Consider the following 25264-nt stretch of genomic DNA (forward strand, 5'->3'; position numbering starts at 1 on the left):
CGGATCAACGGCGAGGAGTCGAATAAAACTGTGTGATTCCGCGTCACCCTCGGTTCCGGCGTGCTGTCTGCCGGTCCTCCGTACCCGTCGGCGACGGGCGGGGTGGCGGCCGATGTACGGATTGGACGGTACCGTTCAGCCGTCAGTCCAGGGGGTTTTGGCCATGTCGAATCGCTCGTACAGGTCGTGCAACGCGAGCAACGCCTCGTCTCGCTGTTCGTACACAGCCTCGGGATCGGCGTCGGACCAGTCGTAGACTCCCTCGCCGGATTTCAGGCCGTACGCCTCCTCCTCGATCCGCTCGGCGAGCGATCGGTTCGGGGTGGTCCCGCGGTCGAGTTCGGGCAGGAGATACTCCACCACGTCGTGGTGGACGTCGAGTCCGGAGTGGTCCGCCTTCTCGAACATCCCCAGCAAGGGGAGCCGGAACCCGAAGCCGGCCTTGATCGCCCTGTCGATCGCCTCCGGGCTGGCGACCCCGCGATCGAGCAGCGAGAAGGCCTCGTAGGCCATCGCCATCTGGAGTCGGTTGCCGATGAAGCCCGGGACGTCCTTCTCGACTCGAACCGGCGTCTTCCCGAGGCGTTCGAGGAGCGCGTAGGTGGCGTCGACGACGGCGTCGCTCGTCTCCGCCCCGCGGACGACTTCGACGAGCGGGACGACGTACGGCGGGTTGAACCAGTGGGTGCCGACGACCCGCTCCGGGCGGTCGGTCGCCGACGCGAGTTCCGTTATCGACAGACCGGACGTGTTCGACGCGAGCACCGCCTCGGGATCGGCGTGTGTCGACAGGGCCTCGAAGACCTCCCGCTTGATGTCGGGGTCCTCCACGACCGCCTCGGTGACGAACGTCGCGTCCTCGACTGCGGCCGGCAGCGAGGTGGTCCGGTCGATCCGAGCAGCCGCGTCGTCGGCCGTCCCGACGTCCACCTTGCCGGCCGCCACGAACGTATCGAGCACCGACCGAACGCGGGACTCGCTCTCGGCGAGCGTCGCCTCGTCGACGTCGTAGAGGCTGACGGACCGCCCGTCGAGTGCGAACGTGAGCGCGATGCCGTGACCCATGAGTCCCGCGCCGACGACGGCCACTTGGTCGAAGTCCTCGGGGACGTCCCGGGTCATGGGCGGCCGGTTCCCCGTCGCCGCGTTGCCCCGGAAACTCCCCGGGGGTCGCTGGCCGACGTTTCGTCACGGTTCGGCTCCGGACCGGACCCACCGACGGTCCGGACACGTTCACGATCCGCGATCGGTCTCGTTCGTGTCATACGCCGACCGACGAAGCCCGGTGATATATAACTGGGCGTCGTCACCTCGTCGGGGCCGCGAGGGGGCAAACCGTCGGGTGTGCCCCAGTCTTTTTGTTTCGTGACGGCAACGAGGTGGGCATGGATTCCGACGCCGATGCCGATAACGACGCGTACGGTATCGAACGGCTCCGCGCGGGAAAACCGGTCGCGGCCAACTGGATCACGATGATGTCGCCGGCGGTCGCCGAAATCACGGCCGACATCGGCTACCAGATCGCGTTCGTCGACACCGAGCATACCACGGCGTCGCTGTCGGACGTCGAGACCATGGTCAGAAGTCTCGAAGCCGGCGGCGACACCGACGCCATCGTTCGGGTTCCCTCCGACGATCCGACGTACCTGAAGCGGGTGCTCGACGTCGGCGCCGACGGGGTGATGGTTCCCATGATCGAGACGGCGTCCCAGGCCGAGGCGGTGGTCGACGCGACTCGGTATCCGCCGGCGGGCATCCGCGGAACCGGCGCCGGCCGGGCACAATCCTACGGGGCCGACATGGCCGACTACGTCGACTCGATCGACGATCGGCTACTCCGAATCGCCCAGATCGAGACGCCGACGGCCGTCGAGAACGTCGCCGAGATCGCGGCGGTCGACGGTATCGACGCGCTGTTCGTCGGTCCAGTCGATCTCTCGACGGGACTCGGCGACCTCGGTAACACGGAGAGCGACGCATTCGTCGACGCGGTCGAGACCGTCTTCGACGCTGCCGCGACCGCGGACAAACCGGTCGGAACGCTCGCCACCAGTGAGGCGGATATCGAGTACTACGAGCGACTGGGGTTCGACTGGCAGATCGTCGGCGTCGACGTCCTGTTGCTCCGTGAACGGACGAGCGAGGTCCGTTCGACCTACGCGGACCTCGTGAGCGAGTGACGCCGCCCCGGTCGGGGCGACTCATACGGATTATTGTACCTGTTTACCGGTGGTTCGCCGAGACGGTCCGGCGACCCACCGGAATGACTTACAATACTCCGTATCAGCCCAGGCTGAACGGGTCCGAGACCTCGCCCGACTGGTCGTACCAGACCGACTTGGTCTGGAGATACTCCTCTAGGGCCTCCCTGCCGTTCTCGCGGCCGAGGCCGCTGTCCTTGTAGCCGCCGAACGGCACCTTGTGGGAGACCGCGCGGTACTCGTTGACCCACACCATCCCGGCCTCGATCCGTTCGACCAGCCGGTTTGCCTGCCGCATGTCCTCCGTCCAGACGCCCGCCGCCAGTCCGTAGTCGGTGTCGTTCGCGAGGTCAATCACCTCCGCCTCGTCGGCGAAGGGGATCACGCTGGCGACGGGACCGAAGATCTCCTCCTGTGCGACGGTCATGTCGTTGTCCACGTCGACCAGGATCGTCGGCTCGATGAAACACTCGCCGGGGAGGTCGTTCGGGCGGTCGCCACCGAACGCGACCGTCGCGCCCTCCTCCGCACCGCGGTCGACGTAGGACGCGACCGTCTCCCACTGCTCGGGGAACGCGATCGGTCCCATCTGGGTGTCGGGATCGAGCGGATTTCCGAGGCTGATCTCCGATGCGCGGTCGGTGAAGGCGTCGACGAACTCGTCGTGGATCGTCTCGTGGACGAACACCCGCGATCCGGCAACGCAGGTCTGGCCCGTCGCCGCGAAGATGCCCTTGATGACGCCGTTGACCGCGTTTTCGAGGTTCGCACTCTCGAAGACGATGTTCGGGCTCTTCCCCCCGAGTTCGAGCGTGACGGGGATCAACTGCTCCCCGGCCACCTTCGCGATCTCACGGCCCACGGTCGAACTTCCGGTGAACGCGAGTTTGTCGACGTCGTCGTGATCGACCAGCGCCTCGCCGGCTTCGGGTCCGTACCCCGGGACGACGTTGTAGACGCCGTCCGGTAGATCCGTGCGTTCGGCGACGAGTTCGGCAAAGCGCAGGGCACTCACCGGCGTCTCCTCGCTGGGTTTGTGGACGAAGGTGTTGCCCGCCGCGAGGGCGGGCGCGAGCTTCCACGTGGTGAGCATCAGCGGGGAGTTCCACGGGGTGATCGCCCCGACGACGCCGAGCGGTTCCTCCCGGGTGTGGACCGTCATCCCGCCCGTCTCCGCCTTGTTCTCGACGGGGATCGATCGGCCGCCCAGATCCTCCGCCAACCCGCCGTAGTAGCGGTACCACTCGCCCAGACTCTCCATCTGCCCCCGCATCTCGCGTATGAGCTTGCCGTTCTGTCGGGTTTCGAGTTCGGCGAGTTCGTCGGTGTGGGCCTCGATCACGTCCGCGATCTGATCGAGGACGCGCCGGCGCTCGCTCCCGCCGAACGTCCCCCACTCCCCCTCGAACGCGTCACGGGCAGCCGCGACCGCCTGGTCGACGTCGGCCGCGGTGCCGCGGGGCACCGTCGCCCACACGCTCCCGTCGTAGGGAAACGTCACGTCGATCCGGTCCCCGCTCGTACCGGATCGGAACGCTCCATCGACGAACAGGCCGTACTCGTCGTCGCCGTCGGCTCCGTGGTGTTGACTCATCGACGAGAGGTTGGCTTGCCGACAGCATAAATACACCGCCGACGGCGGCAGCGCCGTAATGATCCGCGATTCGGGAGTGCGTCCCGTAATACGGGAAGCGTAATGTACTCGGTATATAACGGACCGAAAGTGCGGGAACGTGGCTGCCCTCGCGCCGAAGAACCCGGACTACGGCGTCAATACCCGGTTTCGACGCGTTGCCGCCGCCAGATCAGTAACGTACGATTCTTTAGATAAGTTCGAATATATCCGTCCGTCGATCAGCGCGCTGTCCCCGACTGTGTCAACGACGTCGCGACACCCTCTACAAATAACAAAATTAAGGCCGTTATGTCGGGTCGGATCTGTCGTGTCTCCATCCGAACGGGTTGCGATCGGTCGCCGTCACCGTGCGTCCGGGGTGGTCTGAATACTCGTTCATCTCTACAGAACGGATCGTACTCCGCGAGTCGACGGCGCCGAACCGGTCGCAGAGCGGTTGCCCGCCGCCCCGCGAACGCCCGAAAATCCCCTCCAGGACCCACGTACACCCGATATACTGCCGACCAGTGTCGCGGTGACTCATCGACCGGTCGGCCGAAGGACCCCGTCGCTCACCAACACTGCTCGTCGATTGCGTTCACTATCGGTGAAATCGCGTCGTGTGGGTGCGTGTCTCGGAACGATTCGGTTCACATATCGGCGCTGTTCGATATTACTGGACCACAGTTCAGTCTTGATGAACGCGAATCTTAATTACCGTGGCCGGTGAAGCGAGGGTACGGATGACGACCGAATCCCCGAACGCCGTGAAAGCCACCGAGACGAGCCTCCTCATACTCGAGACGCTGAAGGATCTCGACGGTGCAGGCGTCACGGAGGTTGCTACGGAACTCGACATCCCCAAGAGTACGGTTCACAATCACCTGTCGACTCTCCACAACGCGCAGTATATCATCAAGAGGGACGGGAAATACTACGTCGGCCTCCGGTTTCTGGAGTTCGGCGAGCACACGCGGAACCGCAAGCGCATCTACGAGGCTGCACGTCCCGAAATCGAGAACCTCGCGGAGAAGACGGGCGAACTGGCGAATCTCGCCGTCGAGGAACACGGACAGGGTGTCTATCTCTATCAGTCGGAGGGACAGCGGTCCGTGAGCACGGACGTGTACGCGGGGATGCGTTCCAACCTCCACTGTACCGCCCTCGGGAAGGTGATCCTCTCGGCGTACCCCCGTGAGCGCGTCGACGACATTCTCGACCGACACGGGCTCCCGAGACGGACGAAAAACACGATCTGTGATCGCGACGCCCTTTACGAGGAACTCGAAGAGGTCTCCGAACGGGGATACGCCTACGACGTCGAAGAGCGACTCCGTGGCCTTCGGTGCGTGGCTGCGCCGATCACCACGAACGACCAGGTGTACGGGGCCATCAGCGTCTCCGGTCCGACGAACCGCATGCAGAAAGAGCGGTTTCACGAGGAGATTCCGGAGATGCTACTCAACGCCGAGAACGTCATCGAACTCGACGTCACGTTCTCGTAAGCGACGCCGGTGGGGCCACAGCGTGCCGACAGCCACCACTGCCGACCGAGGACGACCGTGGATCCGGGACGTGGCGCCGCATCGGAGCCGTTCCGCCCCCCGAAGAGAGTAAGATTTAATCTCCGACGCACGGTATCTACGCCCGCTCAGGTCCGGAAAATCCCACATCCACGGAGATCATCACGTCCACTTGGCCTAGCTACGCCACCGCGTTACACTCCCCACCCGAGTGCGGGTCGTCTGTTACCCGGACGGCTCCCCCCACGAGGGAGTCGTCCCCTCAGCCGTGGCCGGTGCACTCACCCGGCAGCGGACGCTCCGTGTGGTCGGGGCCGGTCGAGCAGTCGCCAGTGTTTTGACGGCCCCGAGGTGGTCAGTCGCGGGACCTCCGGGGGGCGCGAACTCGGCGAACGATCCTCACACGATGCGGTCGACGGCGAGATCGATCTCCTCGGCCGTCGGTAGGATCTCGTCCTCCAGGGGCGGGCTGAACGGAACGGGGGTGTCGGGTACGCCGACACGCTGGACCGGCACGTCGAGCGAGTAGAACTCGTTTTCGACCACGCGCGTCACCACCTCGGCGTGGAACCCGTAGGAGAGGGGGCTCTCGTCGGCGACGATCAGCCGCCCGGTCTTCTCGACGCTCTCTGCGATCGTCGCGGTATCGAGCGGCGAGAGCGACTGTGGATCGATCACTTCGACGTCGACGTCGGTCCGCTCCTCGGCCACGGAGAGCGCCTCGGCGACGAGTTGCTGTGTGGCGACCACCGTCACGTCGGCACCCTCGCGGAGGACCGCCGCCTCACCGATGGGAATGGTAAAGTCCTCGTCCTCGGGAACCGGTCCCGTCTGCTCGTAGATGTTCTTGTGTTCGAAGAAGACGACCGGATCGTCCGACCGGACGCAGGCCTTCATGAGCCCCTTCGACCCCCGGGGTGTCGCGGGTGCGACCGCCTTGAGTCCGGGCAGGTGAGAGACGAGCGTGTGGACGGTCCCGGAGTGCTGGGCCGCGGCGTTGAAGCCGGCCCCCTCGATGGCGCGGACGGTGAGCGGCATCGTCGTCGCCCCGGCGAACATGTACTGCATCTTCGCGGCCTGATTCATCAGCGGTTCGAAACAGATGGCGATGAAATCGGAGTAGCTGACGTTGACGACGGGCCGAAGCCCCGTGGCCGCCGCGCCGACGCCGGAGCCGACTTGGGCGGTCTCGCTGATCGGCGTATCGCGCACCCTGTCCCGCCCGAACTCCTCGTAGAGGCCGGCCGTCACCTCGAAGGAGCCGCCGTCCTCCTCGTCTTGCCCCATCAGGAAGACGTCCCCGTCTTGGGCGAGTTCCTCGCGTAGCGCCGTCCGGAGCGCCTCCCGGACCGACAGTTCCTCGCCGGTCGCATCGAGCGCGCTCATCGGCCGGCACCTCCCGTCGATCCCGCGCCGTCGCGGCGCTCCCGGAAGTACTCCACGTCGGGATTGGGCTCGACGAACACGTCGTCGTACGCCTCCTCGGGGTCGGGGAAGGGGGCGTCGCGGGCGTACTCGATTGCGGCCTCGATGTCCGCCTTGACGGCCGCCTCCATCTCCTCGCGGTCCCCCTCGTCGATGATGTCCTCCTCACGGAGGCGTGCGGCGAAGGTGTCGATGGCGTCCCGGTTCTCTCGCCACTCGTCGACCTCGGCCTGTGTCCGGTACGGCTCCGGATCCCCCTCGTAGTGGCCGCGGTACCGATACGTCTTCGCCTCGATGAGCGTCGGGCCGTCGCCCCGGGCGGCGCGCTCCCGCGCCTCCGTGACCGCCTCGTAGACTGCCTCGACGTCCATCCCATCCACGACGACGCCCGGGATGCCGTACGCGGCGGCGCTGTCGGCGAGATCGTCGACGTTGTGCTGTTTCTCGAACGTCATCCCCTCCGAGTAGAGGTTGTTCTCGATGACGTAGATCGCGGGGAGATCCCAAGTGGCGGCGAGGTTGATCGACTCGTGGACCTGTCCCTCCGCGACCGCACCGTCGCCGAAAAAGGAGAGTCCCACCCAGTCGCGGTCGTGCAGCTGCGCGGTGAGTCCGGCTCCGGTCGCCAGCGGGACGCCCGCCCCGACGATCGGCTGGGCGCCCAGCATCCCCTCGTCGAGGTCGGCCGCGTGCATCGACCCGCCTTTCCCCCGACAGTACCCCTCGCTGCGTCCGTACAGCTCCGCCATCAGCCTCCGCTCGTCCATCCCCTTGGCGAGACAGTGGCCGTGTCCGCGGTGGGTGCTCGTCACGTAGTCGTCATCGGTCAGCGCGGCACAGGCGCCGACCGCGACGGCTTCCTGTCCGAGGTAGAGGTGGACGAATCCCGGTATCTCGCCGTCGGCGAAGTTGTCGCGTACTGCCCGTTCGAACTCGCGGATGAGTAGCATTCGTCGAAGCGCCTGCCGCCGATCCGACGGTGCGGTCATGTCTAATGTTGCCATCAGTCGTTCCTACGCCGCACGTCGAAGACGAATAATGTTTCGGGGTCAGGGTGGGCTGACACCCCGCGCCGGATATTTATTTCACCGTCGCGTCGGTGTCGCCATGGCGACCGTTCTCGATACCATCACGAGCGTCGACGGCGACCGACACGGCGGCGACGTCGTCGTCGCCGGCAGCCACGGCGGGACGTACGCCGGCTACCTCGCGCTGAAGGCCGGGGTTCGGGGCGTGATCCTCAACGACGCCGGGGTCGGCAAGGACGAGGCCGGCGTCGCGTCGCTCCCGCTCCTCGACGAACAGTCCGTTCCCGCCGCGACGGTGGCTCACCGGAGCGCACGCATCGGCGACGGCGAGGACATGCACCGTCGGGGGCGGATCAGCCGTGTCAACGATGCGGCAGCGGCGCTCGGGTGTGCGTCCGACCAGTCGACACGCGAGTGTGCGTCGCGCATGGCCGACGCCACCCTCGGCGAGGTGACGGTCCCCGAATACGGACAGGGCCGTCACGTCCTCCGGGACGACGGCGTCCGCGTCCTGGGGCTCGACTCCGTGTCCCTCCTCCGCGAGTCGGACGCCGGCGACGTGCTCGTCACCGGGAGTCACGGCTCCCGTCTCCCCGGCGAGGACGACCACGGGTCGTACGTCGCCGTCGACGTCGCCGGCATCACGTTCAACGACGCCGGTCGGGGTGCGGACGGGGCGGGGACGACCCGCCTCCCCTATCTCGACGAGCGTGGCATCCCCGCCGTCGCCGTCGACTGCCGAACCGCCCGCATCGGCGACGCCCGCTCCGCCTGGGAGACGGGGGTCGTCAGCGTCGCGAACGACGCCGCGGCCGCCCTCGGCGTCGACGCCGGAGACGCCTGCCGTGCCTTCGTCGCGGCCGTGGTGGATCGCTGACCACGCGGGACAGTCGCCCCGGCGGGGCCCGTGCCGGGGGTCTCCCCGGTGTGGCGGGGTCACGCTTTTGGTTCCCCCCGCTCCGGTGATACCATGGGCTACGCAGTACGGATGCCGAAGATGGGGATGACGATGGAAGAAGGGACGGTGGTCGAGTGGCACGCCGACGTCGACGGCGACGTCGAGGCCGAGGCCCCACTCGTCGACGTCGAGAGCGAGAAGTCGATCAACGAGGTGGTCGCGCGGGAGGACGGCACGCTCCTCGCTCGGTTCGTCGACGCCGGCGAAACCGTGGTTCCGGGCGACCCGATCGGGTACGTCGGCGCGGCCGGTGCAGACGTCCCCGAAGACGTCCGCCGCGAGGTCGAGGACACGGCCGAGGAGGGGACGGCCGACGCCGAGGCGTCGGCACCGACGCCCACCCCGAGCGCCGACGGCCCGGTGTCCGTTCACGAACTCGACTCGGACGTCTCGCCGCGGGCCAGGGCGTACGCCACCGAGGCCGGCGTCGGCGCGAGCGACCTGGACGCCATCGCGGGCTCCGGGCCGGACGGGGCCGTCATCGAGCGGGACGTGATCGAGGCGGTCCGAACGGGGGATACCGGCGACGCGGCGAACGGGTCGCCGGCGACGACCGACGACGGACCGACGATCCGGGAAGTCCGGGAGCTGACCGGCCTGCGCCGGTCCGTCGCCGATCGGATGACTGCGTCGGCCCGCGAGGCACCGCAGGTCACGCTGAACCGTCGGGTGGACGTCGGGGCGACGCTGGATACGGTGGACCGCCTCGCCGCCGACCGGGGCGTCGAGGTGTCGATCACGGACTTCCTGCTCGCCGCGGTCGCCAGCGCCGCCGAGGAGTATCCGGCGCTGAACGCCCGCTTCGTCGACGGTGAGCACCGCATCGCCCGGGACGTGAACGTCAGCGTCGCGGTCGACGTTGAGGACGGCCTCGTCACCCCCGTCGTCGAGCGCGTCCAGGACCGACCCGTCGAGGGGATCGCACGGGAGCGGGCGTCGCTCACCGACGCGGTCCGTTCGGGGGCGTACGATGCCGACGACCTGCAGGGTGGAACGTTCACCGTCACGAACCTCGGCATGTTCGACGTCGACAGCTTCGATCCGCTGTTGAACCCGCCGCAGGTCGCGATCCTCGGCGTCGGCCGCCTTCGCACCGACGACGACAGCGCGGAACTCCCCCTCTCGCTCACGTTCGACCACCGCGTGGCCGACGGCGCGGACGCCGCTCGGTTCCTCTCCGCGATCGCGGACGCGCTTGCCCGGCCGCTCGACCTGATCGGCGGTCCCGGCGACGCCGAGTCCGCGACGGCCGCCTCACCCGACGAGGGGGAGGCACCCGCTCCGCCGGAGGGCACGGTCCGTGCCCGCTCGACCGAGGGACTGGCGGCCACCGTCCGCGCCCGCGAGTTCGAGTGGCAGGTGGACGAACCCGAGGAGCGGGGAGGGACCGACAGCGCCGCGACGCCGGTCGAGCAGTTCCTCGGCAGCCTCTCGTCGTGTCTGGCCCTGACGACGCGGCTGATGGCCGAGCGACGCGAGGTCCCCCTCGACGACATCACCGTCGACGTGACGCCCGAACCCTCGATCCACGAGATCGACGCGCTCGACGTGCGGGTCGCGGTGCGTTCGGCGGCGGCGCCGGCGGACGTCGAACGGGTCGTCACGGTCGCGGAGCGTGCCTGTCCGGTCAACGGGATCGTCTCCGACGACGTCGCCCGATCGATCGAGGTCTCCGTCTCGGAGCCGTCCGGGTAGGCGACGCCCGACCCCGCGTGGCCGACGCAGTCCCGGGATCGGCCGATGGACGGGGTGAAGTTATACCGTCCCCGCCGCAAGGGAGGGTATGCTATCCGATAGCGTGCTGATCCTCACGGGTGCGGGGCGAGGCATCGGTCGGGCGGTCGCAATCGAACTGGCGGGGGAGGGAGCGACGGTCGTCGTCAACGACCTCGGGACGTCGGTCGACGGCGAGGGAACGGCGGCGGATCCGGCGACGGAGACCGCGGCGGCGATCGAGGAGGCGGGCGGGACGGCTACGGCCCACGTCGGCGACGTGACCGATCCGACGTACACGGAGTCGCTTCTCGCGGACACGGTGGACGCCCACGGCCGCATCGACGGCGTCGCCAACTTCGCGGGCATCGTCGATCCGGCGCCGATCCACGAGATGTCCGTCGACCAGTGGGAGCGGGTCCTCGACGTCCACCTGCGGGGGCACTTCTGCCTGCTCAAGAGTGCTGCACGGCAGTGGATCGACACCGAAACCGACCGCCAGCGGTCGTTCCTCTGTGTCTCCAGCCAGTCTTCTCTCGGTCACTCCGCGATGGCGAACTACGCCGCCGCGAAGGCCGGCATCCTCGGTCTGATGCGCACCGCTGCGAACGAACTGGTCGAACACGGCGTTCGGGTGAACGCGCTCTTTCCGAGTGCGACGACGCGGATCTCCGACGCGTTGACCGACGACGCCTACCGGGACCCCGTCCCGCCCGAACGGGTCGCACCGATGGTGGCGTACCTGTTGAGCGACGCCGCGGCCGACGTCACCGGGTGTACGCTCCGGGCCGGCGGCGAGGAGATCGGATTCGTCAGCGACCCGGAGATGTCCCGTCTCGCCTACCGCGAGGGCGGGTGGACGACGGCGACCGTCGCCGAGCAGTTCCCCGATTCGATCACCGCCGGGATCGACCTCGATCGGTCAGCGACGCTCGTGAGCGAGCGGTACGGCCTCGACGCCGACGGGATGGGGAGCACGTAGCGATCGGGTCGTCGACCGACGGGCGCGGCCCCTGCGCCCCCGCATCTTTATATCCTCCCCGCCGTCCCTGCGCACATGGCGAACGTCACGTACGACTTCGACGACGAGACGGTGATCGTGACCGGCGGGAGCTCCGGCATCGGCCGGGCCATCGCCGTGGCCTTCGGCCGGGCGGGGGCGACGGTGATCAACGCGGACCTGCGAGCGGGACACCACGGCGACGAAGAGATGGTTCCGACCCACGAGGTCGTCGACGCCGAGGGCGGCCGCGCCACGTTCGTGGAGACGGACGTCTCCGACCGCGAGGCGATCGAGTCGGTCGTCGAGGCCGCACGCGAGTTCGGCGGCGTGGACGTGATGGTCAACAACGCCGGCGCGCACGTCTACGGCTCCGTCCTCGACGTCACGGACGAGGAGTACGACCTGATGGAGTCGGTCAACGTCGGCGGCGTGCTGTTCGGCTGTCAGGCGGCCGCGAGCGACATGCTCGACCGCGGCGTCGAGGGATCGATCGTCAACACCGCCTCGATCCGGACCGACACGGCGCTGGCCGATCAGGTCCTCTACAACCTGACGAAAGGTGCGGTGAAGATGATCACCCGAACCGCCGCGGTCGAACTCGCCGATCGGGGCATCCGCGTCAACGGCATCTCGCCCGGACGGACGGTGACTCCGCTGGCCGAGGGATCACGGAAGGCCGAGGAGTGGTCCGAGGGGGACGACCTCGCCAAGCCGATCCCGATCGGGCGCCCGGCGACGCCCGACGAAATCGCGCCGGGCGCGCTGTTTCTGGCCAGCGACGCGGCCAGTTACGTCACCGGCGAACTCCTGACGATCGACGGCGCCTGGTCGGTCTACTGACCGCTCAGGGGATGATCAGCGTCTTCAGCGACTCCTGTTCGTCGGCACACTCCGTCTCCCCTTCGAACACCGACGGGAGTTCGTCGAGCGAGTAGCGCGCCGAGTTGTCGAGGATCGTCTGGACGTCGAAGACGTCGCGTTCGACCGCGCGGTAGGCCTCCCGGGCGTACTCCACCGCCTGCAGTTCGGTGTAGTGCATCGCGTTGAGGTTCTGGACCTCCAGTCCGTCCTCGTGGAAGCGGTGGAAACAGAACTCCTCGATCGGCTCGTAGTTGTCGCCGTACAGGGCGAGGACGCCGTTGTGGGCCACCATGCCGAGCGCCTGCTTGATCCCGATGCCCGTGCCGCCGACGGCCTCGACGGCCACGTCGACGCCCTCGTCGTCGGTCAGTTCGTCCACCCGTTCGACGGGGTCTTCCTCGCTCGCGTCGATGGTCACGTCGGCGCCCATCTCCTCGGCGATGGACAGTTTCTCGTCGACGACGTCGACGGCGATGACCTGGGACGCGCCCGACTCGATCGCTCCCTGCAGCATGATGTTCCCCGCGAAGCCGACGCCGTTGACCGCCACGGTGTCGCCGAGTTTGACGTCCATGCGCCGGGCGGCCCAGGCCGCACACGCCAGCGCCTCGTACAGACAGCCGACTTCGAAGTCGACGCCGTCGGGAATCGGCTGGACGTTCGAGACGTCGGTCACCCAGGAGTCGGTGTAGGTCGGATAGTAGAGGCTGCCGACCCGGTCGCCGACCGACACCGCGCCACCGCCCAGATACTCGTCGACCGCGGAGCCGACGGCCTCGATGGTCCCCCCGCCCTCGTGGCCGAGTGGCCCCATCGGGTAGGAGTGGCGACGCCCCTCGCCGCCGTGGTACTCCCCGCCCTCGGTGGGTCGCCCGCGCGCCTCGTCCTCCTCGCGCACGGTGATCCCCCGGTAAAAGTACCGTTCGGACCCACACACCGACGCCTGCTGTGTGTCGATCAGTACGTCGTTGGGGCCGAGTTCGGGCAGTTCGACCGTCTCCATGGTGATCTCTCCGACGTCGAGATACGCAACTCTCGTCTCCATGGCCGTGGCACGCGGGTCCGATAGAAAAAACCTCGCCTGACGCGGGGGGCGGTGTTTAGTTTGGGGCATTGTGCCAGCGAGCGAAACTCTGCAACCAGTTTTCAGCGGTCTCCGGTTCGACGTGGCTGAAACAGTTTGAAAACGAAGAGGTTCGTCGTTTTACTTCTCTAAATATACGTTCAATGGCATTCCGATTTCCGTGACGTTCTGTCTGAAATCGGAGCCCTGATCGGCGGAGTGCTGTTTGGAGATGTTTGGCACCATCGACGAGGAACATGGCGGATTCGACATCGTGTTTCTCCCGTAGTTCGTTGAGAAAGAATCAGTGAGAGCGGTTGTAGTGGTCGAAAACAGCCGTAGATACAGTAATTCGTTCGTCTGTGGATCCGCGGCGGCGTACAGCCAGAACGGCTGGTCGTTGATGCGAATCACGGTTTCGTCAACCGCAACCTGATTCGGAGCCTTCCCGCTGAGCGGCTGTAGATCGGCTTTCTGTACCCAATCGTGAACCGCTTTTCGAGAACGTTCGACACCCAAACTATAAAGAGCAGAGACAGTACTCGAAAGTGATAATCCAGCCAGATGCATCTGAATACCGAGCTTCATCGCCGGCACGGGTGTCCGCTCTCGCTCCACAAAATCCAAATCAATCCAGTCGCTATGTCCGCTGAGGCGGGCGATTTCTGGCATAGAGTACCAAGAAATTCTCCCGCCTCGCTTTTCACGCTTAACTAAACACCGCCCGACGACCGTCGATAACCGTTATGCGCGTCCAGCCCCGTCATTCGTTATGGCAGGAGACCGGGCACGGCAGAACCTGAAGACGCTCGAGACGGCCTACGAGGTGCTCGATTTCGTTCGGGCCAGCGACGACGTGACTTTCTCGGACGTCAGGGCCGAGTTCGACCTCGCCAAGAGCACGGCACACGGGTATCTGGCGACTCTTGAGGACCTGGGATTGATCACCAAACGCGACACGAGATACAGGCTGGGGATCGAATTCCTGAACTTCGCCAAGGAGGCTAGGAATCGAGAGGAGGAGTTCCGATTCGTCGAACCGAAGGTCAACGAACTGGTCGCGGAACTGGGGGAGGGTGCGGACTTCATGGTCTTCGAGAACGACCAGCTCGTCACCCTGTACCACAACGTGCCGAACGACCGCGACCCGAACTTCCAGGACGGGAAGCTCTTCGACGTACACAACTCGGCCGGTGGCAAAGCCGTCCTGGCCGAACTACCGGACGACGAAATCAACGCGTTGCTCGACGAGCGGGGTCTCCATCGCGTGACGGAGAACACCATCACGGACCGGGATGAACTGTTCGAGGGAATCGAACGCATCCGCGACAGGGGATACGCGGTGTGCGACGAAGAGTACATGAACGGCGTTCGGTCGGTGGGTGCCGTCGTTGAGTACCCTGACGGGAGCATCTTCGGTGCACTCGGGGTCGGCGGCCCCACGTACCGACTGACCGACGAGCGGTTGTCGGACGAGATTCCGACGACGTTACTGCGAGTCGCCGACGAACTAGAGCGAGAACTAGAGGAACACTCTCGAAATAGCACTCCTCCGACCCAGATATAATCATTCACGTCGACAACGGACGAACATTCCGACATCTTATCTATAGAATTCTACCTAAGGTCGTGTTCAGATGAGCTGATTCCATGCGAAGGCAAACGCTTGTAACCAATTTTCAGCGGTGCTCGGTTCGACATGGCTGAACATATTTGAAAACTGGTTAGTTCGTCGTTTTACTTTACGAAAGACATGTTCGACGGCATTCCGATTCCCATGTGTAATATGCTGGAATCGGAGTCCGTGACGGTGGCAAGCCGCCTGCAGCCACGGTGCACCGTCGACGAGAAAGACTGCGTCGCCAACCTGATGTTTCTCACGTAATTCCGAGAGAAACATCGAGGTGATTGCGGTGTTTCTCGTCGGATAGAGCCGAACATGGAGCAGGCGGTTGGTATCGGGATCGACAGCAGCGTACAGCCAATATCGTTCATCATTCGGTTGAATCATGGTTTCGTCGACCGCAACGTGATTCGGATCAGCACCGTCTGTCGGCTGTAAATCGGCCTTCTGTACCCATCGATGCACGATGCTTCGGTGACGGCCGACACCCAACATTTCAAGAATAGATATTGTATCCAAAAGTGATACTCATGCCAAATGGAGTCGGATCCCGAGCTTCATCACTGGCTCGGGTGTCGCCTCTCGCTCCAGAGATTCTAACTCGATACAACCGCTATCGCTGCTGAGGCGATCGAACGAGAGCATAAGCCACTCAAGTCTTCGACCGTCTCGTTCCTTATCGCAACGCTACCCTGGAGGGGCGGAGGGCACACCAGAACGTGCCTCCGAGCACCAATGTCAGAGGAACGTACCCTCACGGCCTGTGAACGGCTTCGCATTAACCTCCGCGAAGCCCGCCGCAGGACCGACTCGCCAATCGTGGAAGCATAGTTAGACGCTGCGCTGGACGCCTGGAACGACCTGCCGCCCGGTTCGCATCGTGGGGAGCGGAGGCGGTCACCGGAACGGTCCGGGCGGCATGGGGAGTTGGCGCGTCGGCGCCGTCCGTGAACCCGGCGTCCCCTCGACGCCCCGGACCCCGTCGTGTTCGCGGACATCGGGAGCTCCGCGTCTTCGCAGTTCGACCGATCGCGGTCCACCCGTCGCATCGGCGCTGACGGTGCGCGGGGATGCGACTCCACCGTGGAGCGAGGACTCGTACATTCATTCCGACGATACATACACGGATACTGCCGTTCTGCCAATCCCCCCCGAGACTGTCTAATTATACTCCCGATTTAGGTTCCACTTTCACTAATGCGATGTCCTGTTTGCCGAATTCGAAATCGTAATCTGGAGATATTGATATCGAAAGAGGATTTTACGCGTAGATCGAGTGGCCCGGCGGTTCGGAGCGCGTTGCCGAGAGACTGCCGGGACCCGGCGGTGACGACCGGACGGCACGGCGTCGGTCGGGACGGAGCGGCCGGGCCGGTGGAAGCGTCGTCTCGCGCCCGAGCGACGACTACGGGACGTGAATCGCCTCGTCGATCGCGTCCTCGCAGGCCTCCAGCACGGCTTCCGAGAGGGTCGGGTGAGCGTGAATCGTACCGCCGACATCCCGGGCGGTGAGACGGGCGTCGAGTGCGACCGCGAGTTCGCCGACGAGTTCGGAGGCGTGTCGGCCGACGACCTGTGCGCCGAGAACGGCCTCCGACTGCTCGTCGACGACGACGCGGACGAAGCCGTCGGGTTGACCCGCAGAAAGCGCACGTCCGTTGTTGCTGAACGCCATCCGTCCCACGACCGGGTCGTGGCCTGACTGGCGAGCCTCCGCCTCCGACAGTCCGACGGTCGCGACTTCGGGGTCGGTGAAGACGACCGCCGGAACGTGACGGTCGCTCATCGATACCTCCCTGCCAGCGATGGTCTCGGCGGCGACGACGCCCTCAGCGCTGGCCTTGTGTGCGAGCATCGGTTCGCCTGCCACGTCGCCCACCGCGAACACGTGTTCGCGGGAGGTCCGGCACTGCTCGTCGACGTCGACGAACCCGCGTTCGGTCAGTTCGATCCCCATCGCGTCGACGTCGACCGTGTCCGTCACCGGTCGGCGACCGACGGCGACCGCGACCCGGTCCGCCTCGCGACGGGTCTCGGCACCGTCCTCCGACTCCGTCGTGACCTGAACGCCGCCGGCCGTCGGGGTGCAGGCTGTCGCGCGTTCGCCGAAAGCGAACTCGACGCCGAGCGACTCGAGGTGGTCGCGGATCGTTCGCCGCAGTACGCCGTCCCAACCGGGGAGCACGCCGCCCTCGAGTTCGACGACGGTCACTCTCGTCCCGAGCTTCGAGAACAGCGTCGCCAGTTCGAGACCGATGTAGCCCGCACCGACGACGAGCAGACGCCCGGGGATGTCGGACAGTGAGAAGACGTCGCGGGACGTGAGCACGGCGTCGTCGTCGAACGGGAACGCGCCGGGTTCGACGGGACGACTCCCGGTCGCGATGACGGCGCGTTCGAAAGCGAGCGTCCGCTCCGTCCCGTCGGGGGCCGCGACGACGGCCTCGTGGTCGGCGACGAAGCGGGCACGGCCCGTTACGAGTTCGACACCGACGTCGCGACACAGGTGAGCGACGCCGTCAGTGAGCGTGGACACGACCCCCGACTGCCACTCCAGAAGTTCGTCCCAGTCGACGTAGGGGTCGGCATAAATACCCATCGACTCGCGGTGGCCCGCGTCGTGGACTGTCTCGGCGGCCGAGAGCAGCGCCTTCGAGGGGATACACCCGTAGTTCAGACAGGTCCCACCGAGAGCGTCGGCGTCGACGAGCGTCACGTCGAGTCCGAGTTGTCCGGCGCGAACGGCGGCCACGTAGCCGCCCGGTCCTGCACCCACGACTAGTACCTCCGTCTCGGATGATGCGGACATACTCGTTTGCGGGTTCCGTTCCGGACGGCATATGAGTTGTGGTTCGACGGGCCGGGAAATCGGGGCGGGCGGTCAGAGGACCCGCTTCACCGCGCGCTCGACGTCCGGCGCGTCGGGGAGGACCTCCCCTTCGAGGTCGGGTGCGAACGGAATAGGCGTGTCGGGGACGCCGACGCGTTGCGGGGGCGCGTCCAGCGTGAAGAAACCGTCCTCTACCACCCGGGCCATCACTTCCGCGTGGAAGCCGTAGGACATCGGACTCTCGTCGGCGATCACCAGCGCCCCCGTCTTCTCGACACTCTCCAGGATGGTCTCCGTGTCCAGCGGGTAGATCGTCCGCGGGTCGATGACCTCGACGCTGGCCTCGCCCGCGAGGCCGTCCGCGACAGACAACGCTTCGCCCAGGAGCCGCTGGGTGGCCACGACCGTGACGTCCTCGCCCACGCGTTCGACGCTGGCCTCGCCCAGGGGGACCGTGTAGCTCTCGTCGGTCGGGACCGGTCCTCGTTCGTTGTAAATCGTCTTGTTCTCGAAGAACATCACGGGGTCGTCGGAACGGATACTCGCCTTGATCAGGCCCTTGGAGGCCGCAGGCGTGCCCGGAGCGACCACCTTGAGACCAGGCAGGTGGGCGACGAGCGTGTGGACAGTGCCCGAGTGCTGGGCCGCCGCGCTCTTCCCGCCGCCCTCGGTGGCGCGCATGACGACCGGGACTCGGCTCTCCCCCCCGAACATGTAGCGCGTCTTGCCCGCCTGGTTCATGAGCTGGTCGAAGCAGACGCCGATGAAGTCGGAGAAGCTCACCTCGACCACGGGCCGGAGACCGGTCGCCGCCGCGCCGACTGCCCCGCCGACCTGCGCCGCTTCGCTGATGGGCGTGTTCCGGACGCGTCGCTGACCGAACTCCTCGTACAGGCCGTCTGTCACCTCGAAGGACTCCCCACTCTCTTCGTCTTGGCCGTACAGCATGACCATCTCGTCCGCCTGCATCTCCTCGCGGAGGCCCTCGCGAATCGCCTCCCGCACGCTCATCGTCTCTGTTCCGTTCTCGTTCGTGGACTGGGTTCGTGACATCAGTATACGCTCCAGTTGGGTTCTCGACGTGCGACGCGTTCCCGGTGTGCCGCTATCTCCGGCGCGGGTTCGACGAACACGTCGTCGAAGGCGACGTCCTTGCTCGCCGTCTCACTCTCGCGGGCGAACTCGACGGCGTCGGCCAGTTCAGACTCGACCGACCGCTCGAGGTCGGCCACGTCGTCCTCGGTCAGGACGCCCGTCTCGAGCAGTTCGTCGACGTAGTTGTCGATGGGGTCGCGTTCGGTCCGCCACTCGTCGACCTCCTCGGCGGTCCGATACGGCTCCTGGTCCCCCTCGAAGTGGCCGCGGTAGCGGTAGGTCTTGGCCTCGACCAGCGTGGGCCCCTCACCATCCAGCGCCCGTTCGCGGGCCTGCGAGACCGCGGCGTTGACGGTCTCAACGTCCTGTCCGTCGACGGTCTCACCGGGGACGCCGTACGACGCCGCCATGTCCGCGAGGTCCTCGATGTTGTGTTGGTCGTCGAACGGCATCCCCTCGGAGTAGAGGTTGTTCTCGATGACGAAGACGACCGGCAGTTCCCAGGTGGCGGCGAGGTTGAACGCCTCGTGGACCTGTCCCTCGGCAACCGCACCGTCGCCGAGAAACGTGAGGGACATCCAATCTGCATCGGTGTACTGGGCGGTGATGGCCGCGCCGGTTCCCAGTGGAACGCTCGCGCCGACGATGGGCTGGGCGCCGAGCATGCCGACCTCCAGGCTGGCGACGTGCATCGAACCGCCCTTCCCGTCACAGTACCCCGTCTCTTTCCCGTAGAGTTCGGCCAGCAGGCGGTCAGGGTCGAGCCCCTTCGCGAGGCTGTGGCCGTGGGCGCGGTGGGTGCTCGTGACGTAGTCGTCCTCGGTGAGCGCGCCGACCGCGCCCACGGCGACGCCCTCCTGTCCCTGGGAGAGGTGGACGAAACCCGGAATCTCGCCGTCGGCGAACCGGTCCCCGACCGCGTCTTCGAACTCCCGAATGAGCATCATGCGGCGCAATGCCTCTGTCCGTTCCCGTGGCTCGTTGAAGTCGATCTGAGCCATCGATGCTACGTTGATGTGCACGTGTATTGAGTGTTTGGGTCGAACTGGCTAGTGCTGTCGACTGCGCGTCCGGGTCAACCCTCGACCAACTCGTCCACGCGGTCGAGCGCGGACGCCAGCGTCTCCAGGAACCGTGCGGCGTCGGCGCCGTCGACGACCCGGTGGTCGAAGGAGAGGCTGAACGTCATCGTCTTGCGGAATTCGATTCCCCGATCCGTCTGGCGTGGCTCCTCGTCGGCGGTGCCGACGCCGAGGATGGCGACCTGCGGCGGGTTGATTATCGGGGTGAACGAGTCGACACCGAACGGGCCGAGGTTGGAGACAGTGAACGTTCCCCCGCGCAGGTCGGCGGGGTCGTGTCGACGGTTCCGGACCCTGTCAGTCAGGACCCCGCGCTCGTGTGCGAGCTCGGTCACGGGGGTGTCCCGAACGTCGCGGAGCACCGGTGTGACCAGTCCGTCTTCGAGGTCGACGGCGATACCGACGTTGTGCTCCTCGTAGACGCAGTGGACGCCATCCTCGAAGGTTGCGTTGAACTCCGGGTGCTCGGCCAGGGTCTCGCTCACCGCCAGTAGCAACACGTCGGTGACGGACACGACGTCATCCGCGTCGGCGGCGGCCGCAAAGACGGATTCGACCTCGACGGTCCGGTCGACGGTGACGTGGGGTGCCTCCCAACTCTCGCCGAGGCGACGGGCTATCGTCGACCGCATCCCGGAGAGGGACCGTTCCTCGCGGACGGTACGTCCCGCTCCGTCGTCGCTCACGGGCGTCTCTCCCCCCTCGACTCCGTCGGTGCCGGGCGTGGTAGCGCCGTCCACGTCGTCGGCGCGAATCGAACCGTGCGGTCCCGTCCCCCGAACGTCCCCGAGGGTGACGCCACGTTTGTGTGCCAGCTTCCGCGCTCGCGGCGTCGCCAGTACCTCGCCGTCCGCCCCCGCGGCCGACGTTCCGTCGTTCGCGGGCCGGTCGCGCACCGCATTCTCGACGTCCGCGACGGTCACTGCGCTCTTCGGACCGGTGCCACGGACCGACGCGAGAGAGACGCCCGTCTCGTCGGCGCGACGGCGCGCCTTCGGCGTCGCCCGGACCGTGTCGGACTCGCCGCGGCGGGCCGTCCCGTCTGCGCCCCGGGGCCCCGGTCCCGGTTCAGACGCCGCGTCCGCGGTCCAGTCGGCGTCGTCCGGCGCGGCGTCGGTGCCCGTCCGGTCGTCGGTCTCGACACCCTCGTCCTCGACGGTCGCGAGGAGATCGTCCACGTCGGCGTCCGCCGGGGCCACGATGGCCATCGCGGTCCCGGGAGCGACTTCCGCACCCTCGTCGAGGAGCGTCCGCCGGACCACGCCCGACTTGCGGGCGGTGACCTCGGCGGTCGTCTTCTCCGACTCTATCTCCGCGATGACGTTCCCCTCGTCCACCGATTCACCCTCCACCGCGACCCAATCGAGGAGGACGCCAGTCTCCATCTCGACCCCCATCTTGGGCATGCGTACAACGTACGCCATCTACCGTTAGCCTCCGGGGTGTCGTACAAAAATCCTCCGCTCCGACCCGCCCCGTCACCGCGATGATGGCGTGACGGTCGAGTCACCGACCGACCACTCGGACGCCGCCGACGGCCACCTATCGGCGAGTTCAATATATGTGAACTACCAGGAGTGGAGGGCGGCGCGCAAACGCGTCTTCGCTCGCCACGGGGATTACAGACCTATTGATGTAAACCTCAGGAGCACACGTCGCGAGTTCACGGTCACCGGTGTCGCTGACTCGCCGTCCCCCTCCCCGTTCGGCAGGATTCTGCGGTGGACTGCTCAGCCACCTCACTGCCGGTGCGCGCGCCACGTCGTTCGATATATGTGAACTGCCCGGACGTCGATGCGTCAGTGAGTCGACGACCGCCGAGTTCCAGACCGTCGTTTCGGCCAGTCGGTCCGAGCATTGGGAGGCGAAGAGCCATTTGTTTCCAATATTACAAAATCTAACTCTATTAGGCAGGGCGGTGTTCAGATAAGGATGAAGGATGAGGCGGTGCGATTTTTGAGTGCCTATGCTCGAAACCGCCCGCCCCACGGTGGTAGCGACCGCTTCGAGTTAGGCTCTGTGGAGCGAGAGGTGACACCCGAGCCAGCGATGAAGCTCGGGATCCGACTCCGTTTGGTTGTAATATCAATTTCCAATACAATTCTAATTCTTGATAGTTTGGGTATCGAACGGTGTCGGCCCACCGTTCATAACTGGGTACAGAAGGCCGATTTACAGCCCACAGATGGTGCCAACCTGGATCACGTTGCGGTCGATGAAACCGTGATCCAGCTCAATACCGAGCGATATTGGCTGTACGCCGTGATCGATCCGGATATCAATCGCCTGCTCCATGTACGGCTATTTTCGACGAGAAAACAGGGATTGACCGAGATGTTCCTGTCTGAACTCCGTGACAAACATCTCGTCGACGACGTGATCTTTCTCGTCGACGGTACTCCGTGGTGTCAGGCGGCCTGCCATCGTCTCGGGCTGCGATTCCAGCATGTTACACGTGGGAATCGGTATGCCGTCGAACGTATCTTTCGAGAATCAAAACGACAAAAACACCAGTTCTCAAATGTTTTCAGTCACGTCGACCCGAGTACCGCCGAAAATTGGTTGCAAGCGTTCGCCTTCGCATGGAACCAGCTTATCTAGACACTACCACCCGGGGGGCACAAAGTATAATTATCGGGACAGTGACCCCTCGGTGATGGTAGATTACGAGATAGGTACTGACATCGGGGGGACCCACACCGACACGGTCGTCCTGACGTCGGGGGGCGAGCAGTACATCGCCAAAGCCCCGTCGACGCCGGACGACTTCAGCGTCGGTGTCCTCGACAGTCTCCGGGTGGTCTGTTCGGAACTGGGCGTCGATCTCGAGGAGTTGCTCGCGAACACCACGCGGTTCGTCAACGGGTCGACGGTCGCGACCAACACGATCGCCGAACTCCAGGGAGCCGAGACGGGACTGATCACTACCAAGGGCTTCGAGGACACGCTCAAGATCGCCCGGTCGCCCCGGGAGGTGAACGTCTTCGACCTGCACGAGCAGACCGGGCCGCCGGAGATCGTCGAGAAACCGAACATCGTCGGCGTCCCGGAGCGCATCGACTACACCGGCGACGTCGTCGTTCCGCTTGACCGCGAGGCGGCCGAGGCTGCGGTCGACGAACTCGTCGCGGCGGACGTCGATACGATCGCGGTCTGTCTGCTCTGGTCGTTCGAGAACAGCGCTCACGAGGAACTGATCGGGGAGATCATCGAGACGAAGTACCCGGAGATGCACTACTCGCTGTCCCACCAGATCTTCCCCGTCATCCGAGAGTACGAACGGATGACGACGACGGTGTTCAACTCCTACGCCGGACCGAGCGTGGTCCAGTACACGGAGAACCTCCGGGAACGCCTCGGCGAGCACGGCCTGTCGGTGCCGATCCTCATTATGCACTCCGAGGGGGGGTACACGTCGGTCGAGGAGGCGAAAGAACGCCCGGTGTCTCTGGTCTCCTCGGGGCCGGCAGCCGGCGTCATCGGCGCCAACGAACTCGGGAAGCAACTGGGCGTCGAGAACATCATCACCGCAGATATGGGCGGAACGAGCTTCGACACCTCGCTCATCCACGACAACGAAATCCGGATGCGGACACGGGCGAGAATCGGTGACTTCGACACCGGACTGCACCTGGTCGACGTCGAGGCGATCGGCAGCGGTGGGGGGTCGATCGCCTGGATCGACGAGCGGGGACAGCCGAACGTCGGTCCACGATCCGCCGGAGCGGACCCAGGGCCAGTCTGCTACGGTCGCGGCGGCACGGACCCGACGGTCACCGACGCGGCGCTCGCGCTCGGCTATCTGAACCCGGAGTACTTCCTCGGCGGTCGGGACACACTCGATTTCGACGCAGCGCGGACGGCGATCGCGGAACGAATCGCCGAACCGCTCGACCAGAGCGTCGAGCAGGCCGCTGTGGGCATCTTGACGCTGACGGTCGCGAAGATGAGCAACGCGGCGCGTTCGGTCTCCATCGAGAAGGGATACGACCCACGCAACTTCTCGATGATGGCCTTCGGGGGAACCAGTCCGCTGTTTGCCACGTGGATCTGTGAGGAACTCGACATCGACCGGATCGTGATCCCGGACGACGCGGCCAGTTTTTCGGCACACGGTCTCCTCGAGGCCGACCACAAGCGAAGTTACGTCGAGACCTATCACTCGGTAATCGACGAGGAGACCATCGCCGACCTGGCGACGCTCTACGAGTCGATGGAAGCCCAGGCCCGGGAGGACTTCGAGACGGAGGGCCAACGCCCGGAGGATGTCGAGTTCGATCGCGAAATCGACCTGCGGTTCGCCGGCCAGGCGTCCGAACTGACGATCTCGCTGCCCCAGCGAGATCTGAGCGGGGTCGATCCGGCGAGCCTCGAGTCGCAGTTCGTCGACGAGTACGAGACGCTCTACGGGGAGGGGACCGCCTGGGAGGACGCTCCCGTCGAGGTTCAAAACGTGCGCCTCGACGCGGTGGTGCCCATCGAGACGCACGACCTCAGACGTGCGGACACGAGGACGGGGACCGATCGGACGGAGCCGACCCAGAGAGAACGCAGAACGATCCACCTCCCGATGCGAGACGAGACCCGAGAGGTCCCGGTGTACGACGGACGGACCCTCGCCCCGGGGTTCGAACTCGAGGAGACCGCGATCATCGAGAAGCCGTACACGACGGTCTTCTTGCCCCCGGCGGCACGACTGCACGTCGACGACCGCGAGAACATCGTCATCGAGAGGAACTGACCGTGGTCGAGATGGAACTCGACGTCGATCGTGAAACCGTACTCGACTCGATGCCCGGAGAGCGGAGGCGAAACGACGACGCCCTCGACGAGGACGCCACCGAACGCCGGCGCGACCGCATCAGGACCGAACGGCTTGCGAACGCGACAACCAGCGGTGATTCACAATGACCACGAACGAGATCGAGACGAGACGCATCGACATGTACCTGAACCTCGTTGACGAGAACGGCGACCGGCGCATCGAGTGCCGGGAGTGCGGTGCGAGGATCTGTGACGGGAGCGAGGAGTGGCTCGAGAACGTCCCGATTCGCAAACGCGAGATCTCCGGACGCCTAGAGGAGTTCGGTATCTGGGTGAAAGAGCGCGAAGCCGACGAACGGATCGAACTCCACGAGCGCTACTGCCCGAACTGCGCGATCCAGCTCGGGGCACAGGTAACCGTCGCGGGAGAGGACCGACCGCTTCAGGTCGATCCCGACTTCCTCTGAACGACCGAACAC

20 protein-coding genes and 2 pseudogenes are annotated in these 25264 nt (G+C 65.7%); 11 read left to right on the forward strand and 11 right to left on the reverse strand.

Going from position 1 to position 25264, the window contains the following annotated elements; genetic code table 11:
• Positions 1–135: 135 nt before the first annotated feature.
• Entirely contained in the window at positions 136–1122 is a 987-nt protein-coding gene (locus NBT82_RS00845; RefSeq protein WP_251329703.1) for a 3-hydroxyacyl-CoA dehydrogenase family protein, read from the reverse strand.
• Positions 1123–1385: 263 nt separating this feature from the next.
• Here NBT82_RS00845 and NBT82_RS00850 point away from each other — a divergent pair, with 263 nt between their 5' ends.
• The gene (locus NBT82_RS00850; protein WP_251329704.1) at positions 1386–2180 is read left to right on the forward strand and encodes an HpcH/HpaI aldolase family protein; all 795 of its coding nucleotides are present in this window, start codon (positions 1386–1388) and stop codon (positions 2178–2180) included.
• Between the two features lie 103 nt (positions 2181–2283).
• Here the strand turns inward: NBT82_RS00850 and NBT82_RS00855 are convergent, their stop codons facing one another.
• Positions 2284–3795 carry an aldehyde dehydrogenase gene (locus NBT82_RS00855; protein ID WP_251329705.1) on the reverse strand — a complete coding sequence of 504 codons (1512 nt, stop codon included), beginning with the start codon at positions 3793–3795 and terminating at the stop codon, positions 2284–2286.
• Between the two features lie 764 nt (positions 3796–4559).
• On the opposite strand from NBT82_RS00855, the gene NBT82_RS00860 reads away from it, so the two are divergent.
• Positions 4560–5321 (forward strand): IclR family transcriptional regulator, encoded by a 762-nt coding sequence (locus NBT82_RS00860; protein WP_251329706.1) that lies wholly within the window; start codon positions 4560–4562, stop codon positions 5319–5321.
• A gap of 417 nt (positions 5322–5738) precedes the next feature.
• On the opposite strand, the gene NBT82_RS00865 is transcribed toward NBT82_RS00860, so the two are convergent.
• Positions 5739–6725 (reverse strand): alpha-ketoacid dehydrogenase subunit beta, encoded by a 987-nt coding sequence (locus tag NBT82_RS00865; RefSeq protein WP_251329707.1) that lies wholly within the window; start codon positions 6723–6725, stop codon positions 5739–5741.
• On the reverse strand, positions 6722–7768 hold the full coding sequence (locus NBT82_RS00870) for a thiamine pyrophosphate-dependent dehydrogenase E1 component subunit alpha (protein WP_251329708.1): 1047 nt from the start codon (positions 7766–7768) through the stop codon (positions 6722–6724). The genes NBT82_RS00865 and NBT82_RS00870 overlap by 4 nt, the downstream gene beginning before the upstream one ends.
• Positions 7769–7871: 103 nt before the next feature.
• Here NBT82_RS00870 and NBT82_RS00875 point away from each other — a divergent pair, with 103 nt between their 5' ends.
• The 4 genes from NBT82_RS00875 (at position 7872) to NBT82_RS00890 (ending at position 12306) form a co-directional block, all read left to right on the forward strand.
• Positions 7872–8669 carry a hypothetical protein gene (locus NBT82_RS00875; protein WP_251329709.1) on the forward strand — a complete coding sequence of 266 codons (798 nt, stop codon included), beginning with the start codon at positions 7872–7874 and terminating at the stop codon, positions 8667–8669.
• Between the two features lie 93 nt (positions 8670–8762).
• Entirely contained in the window at positions 8763–10445 is a 1683-nt protein-coding gene (locus NBT82_RS00880) for a 2-oxo acid dehydrogenase subunit E2 (RefSeq protein WP_251329710.1), read from the forward strand.
• A gap of 88 nt (positions 10446–10533) precedes the next feature.
• Positions 10534–11445: an SDR family NAD(P)-dependent oxidoreductase gene (locus NBT82_RS00885; protein WP_251329711.1), complete on the forward strand. Its 912-nt coding sequence runs from the start codon at positions 10534–10536 to the stop codon at positions 11443–11445.
• 75 nt (positions 11446–11520) lie between these two features.
• Positions 11521–12306 carry an SDR family NAD(P)-dependent oxidoreductase gene (locus NBT82_RS00890; RefSeq protein ID WP_251329712.1) on the forward strand — a complete coding sequence of 262 codons (786 nt, stop codon included), beginning with the start codon at positions 11521–11523 and terminating at the stop codon, positions 12304–12306.
• Positions 12307–12310: 4 nt separating this feature from the next.
• Here NBT82_RS00890 and NBT82_RS00895 read toward each other — a convergent pair whose 3' ends face one another.
• The gene (locus NBT82_RS00895; protein WP_251329713.1) at positions 12311–13372 is read right to left on the reverse strand and encodes a zinc-dependent alcohol dehydrogenase; all 1062 of its coding nucleotides are present in this window, start codon (positions 13370–13372) and stop codon (positions 12311–12313) included.
• A gap of 55 nt (positions 13373–13427) precedes the next feature.
• Positions 13428–14062 (reverse strand): annotated as a pseudogene (locus NBT82_RS00900) (IS6 family transposase).
• 100 nt (positions 14063–14162) lie between these two features.
• On the opposite strand from NBT82_RS00900, the gene NBT82_RS00905 reads away from it, so the two are divergent.
• On the forward strand, positions 14163–14957 hold the full coding sequence (locus NBT82_RS00905; RefSeq protein ID WP_251329714.1) for an IclR family transcriptional regulator: 795 nt from the start codon (positions 14163–14165) through the stop codon (positions 14955–14957).
• A 66-nt stretch (positions 14958–15023) separates the two neighbouring features.
• Here the strand turns inward: NBT82_RS00905 and NBT82_RS00910 are convergent.
• The 5 genes and pseudogenes from NBT82_RS00910 to NBT82_RS00930 all read right to left on the reverse strand — a co-directional run bounded on the left by NBT82_RS00910 (position 15024) and on the right by NBT82_RS00930 (position 21445).
• A pseudogene (locus NBT82_RS00910) lies at positions 15024–15659 on the reverse strand (IS6 family transposase).
• 760 nt (positions 15660–16419) lie between these two features.
• Positions 16420–17823: a dihydrolipoyl dehydrogenase gene (lpdA, locus tag NBT82_RS00915; RefSeq protein ID WP_251329715.1), complete on the reverse strand. Its 1404-nt coding sequence runs from the start codon at positions 17821–17823 to the stop codon at positions 16420–16422.
• Between the two features lie 72 nt (positions 17824–17895).
• Positions 17896–18897 (reverse strand): alpha-ketoacid dehydrogenase subunit beta, encoded by a 1002-nt coding sequence (locus tag NBT82_RS00920; RefSeq protein WP_251329716.1) that lies wholly within the window; start codon positions 18895–18897, stop codon positions 17896–17898.
• A complete protein-coding gene (locus NBT82_RS00925) occupies positions 18897–19940 on the reverse strand; it encodes a thiamine pyrophosphate-dependent dehydrogenase E1 component subunit alpha (protein ID WP_251329717.1) in 1044 nt (347 codons plus the stop codon). The genes NBT82_RS00920 and NBT82_RS00925 overlap by 1 nt, the downstream gene beginning before the upstream one ends.
• Positions 19941–20014: 74 nt before the next feature.
• Complete coding sequence (locus tag NBT82_RS00930) at positions 20015–21445, reverse strand: dihydrolipoamide acetyltransferase family protein (protein WP_251329718.1); 1431 nt, start codon at positions 21443–21445, stop codon at positions 20015–20017.
• 508 nt (positions 21446–21953) lie between these two features.
• On the opposite strand from NBT82_RS00930, the gene NBT82_RS00935 reads away from it, so the two are divergent.
• Genes NBT82_RS00935 through NBT82_RS00950 form a run of 4 tightly spaced genes read left to right on the forward strand, consistent with a single transcriptional unit; the run spans position 21954 to position 25252 of the window.
• Entirely contained in the window at positions 21954–22622 is a 669-nt protein-coding gene (locus NBT82_RS00935) for an IS6 family transposase (RefSeq protein WP_251329719.1), read from the forward strand.
• Positions 22623–22677: 55 nt separating this feature from the next.
• The gene (locus tag NBT82_RS00940; RefSeq protein ID WP_251329720.1) at positions 22678–24762 is read left to right on the forward strand and encodes a hydantoinase/oxoprolinase family protein; all 2085 of its coding nucleotides are present in this window, start codon (positions 22678–22680) and stop codon (positions 24760–24762) included.
• 11 nt (positions 24763–24773) lie between these two features.
• On the forward strand, positions 24774–24932 hold the full coding sequence (locus NBT82_RS00945) for a hypothetical protein (RefSeq protein ID WP_251329721.1): 159 nt from the start codon (positions 24774–24776) through the stop codon (positions 24930–24932).
• The gene (locus NBT82_RS00950; protein WP_251329722.1) at positions 24929–25252 is read left to right on the forward strand and encodes an acetone carboxylase subunit gamma; all 324 of its coding nucleotides are present in this window, start codon (positions 24929–24931) and stop codon (positions 25250–25252) included. The genes NBT82_RS00945 and NBT82_RS00950 overlap by 4 nt, the downstream gene beginning before the upstream one ends.
• The last annotated feature ends 12 nt before the right edge of the window (positions 25253–25264 follow it).

Origin of the sequence: Haloplanus sp. HW8-1, from assembly GCF_023703795.1 — an archaeon.
Taxonomy (GTDB): Archaea; Halobacteriota; Halobacteria; order Halobacteriales; family Haloferacaceae; genus Haloplanus; species Haloplanus pelagicus.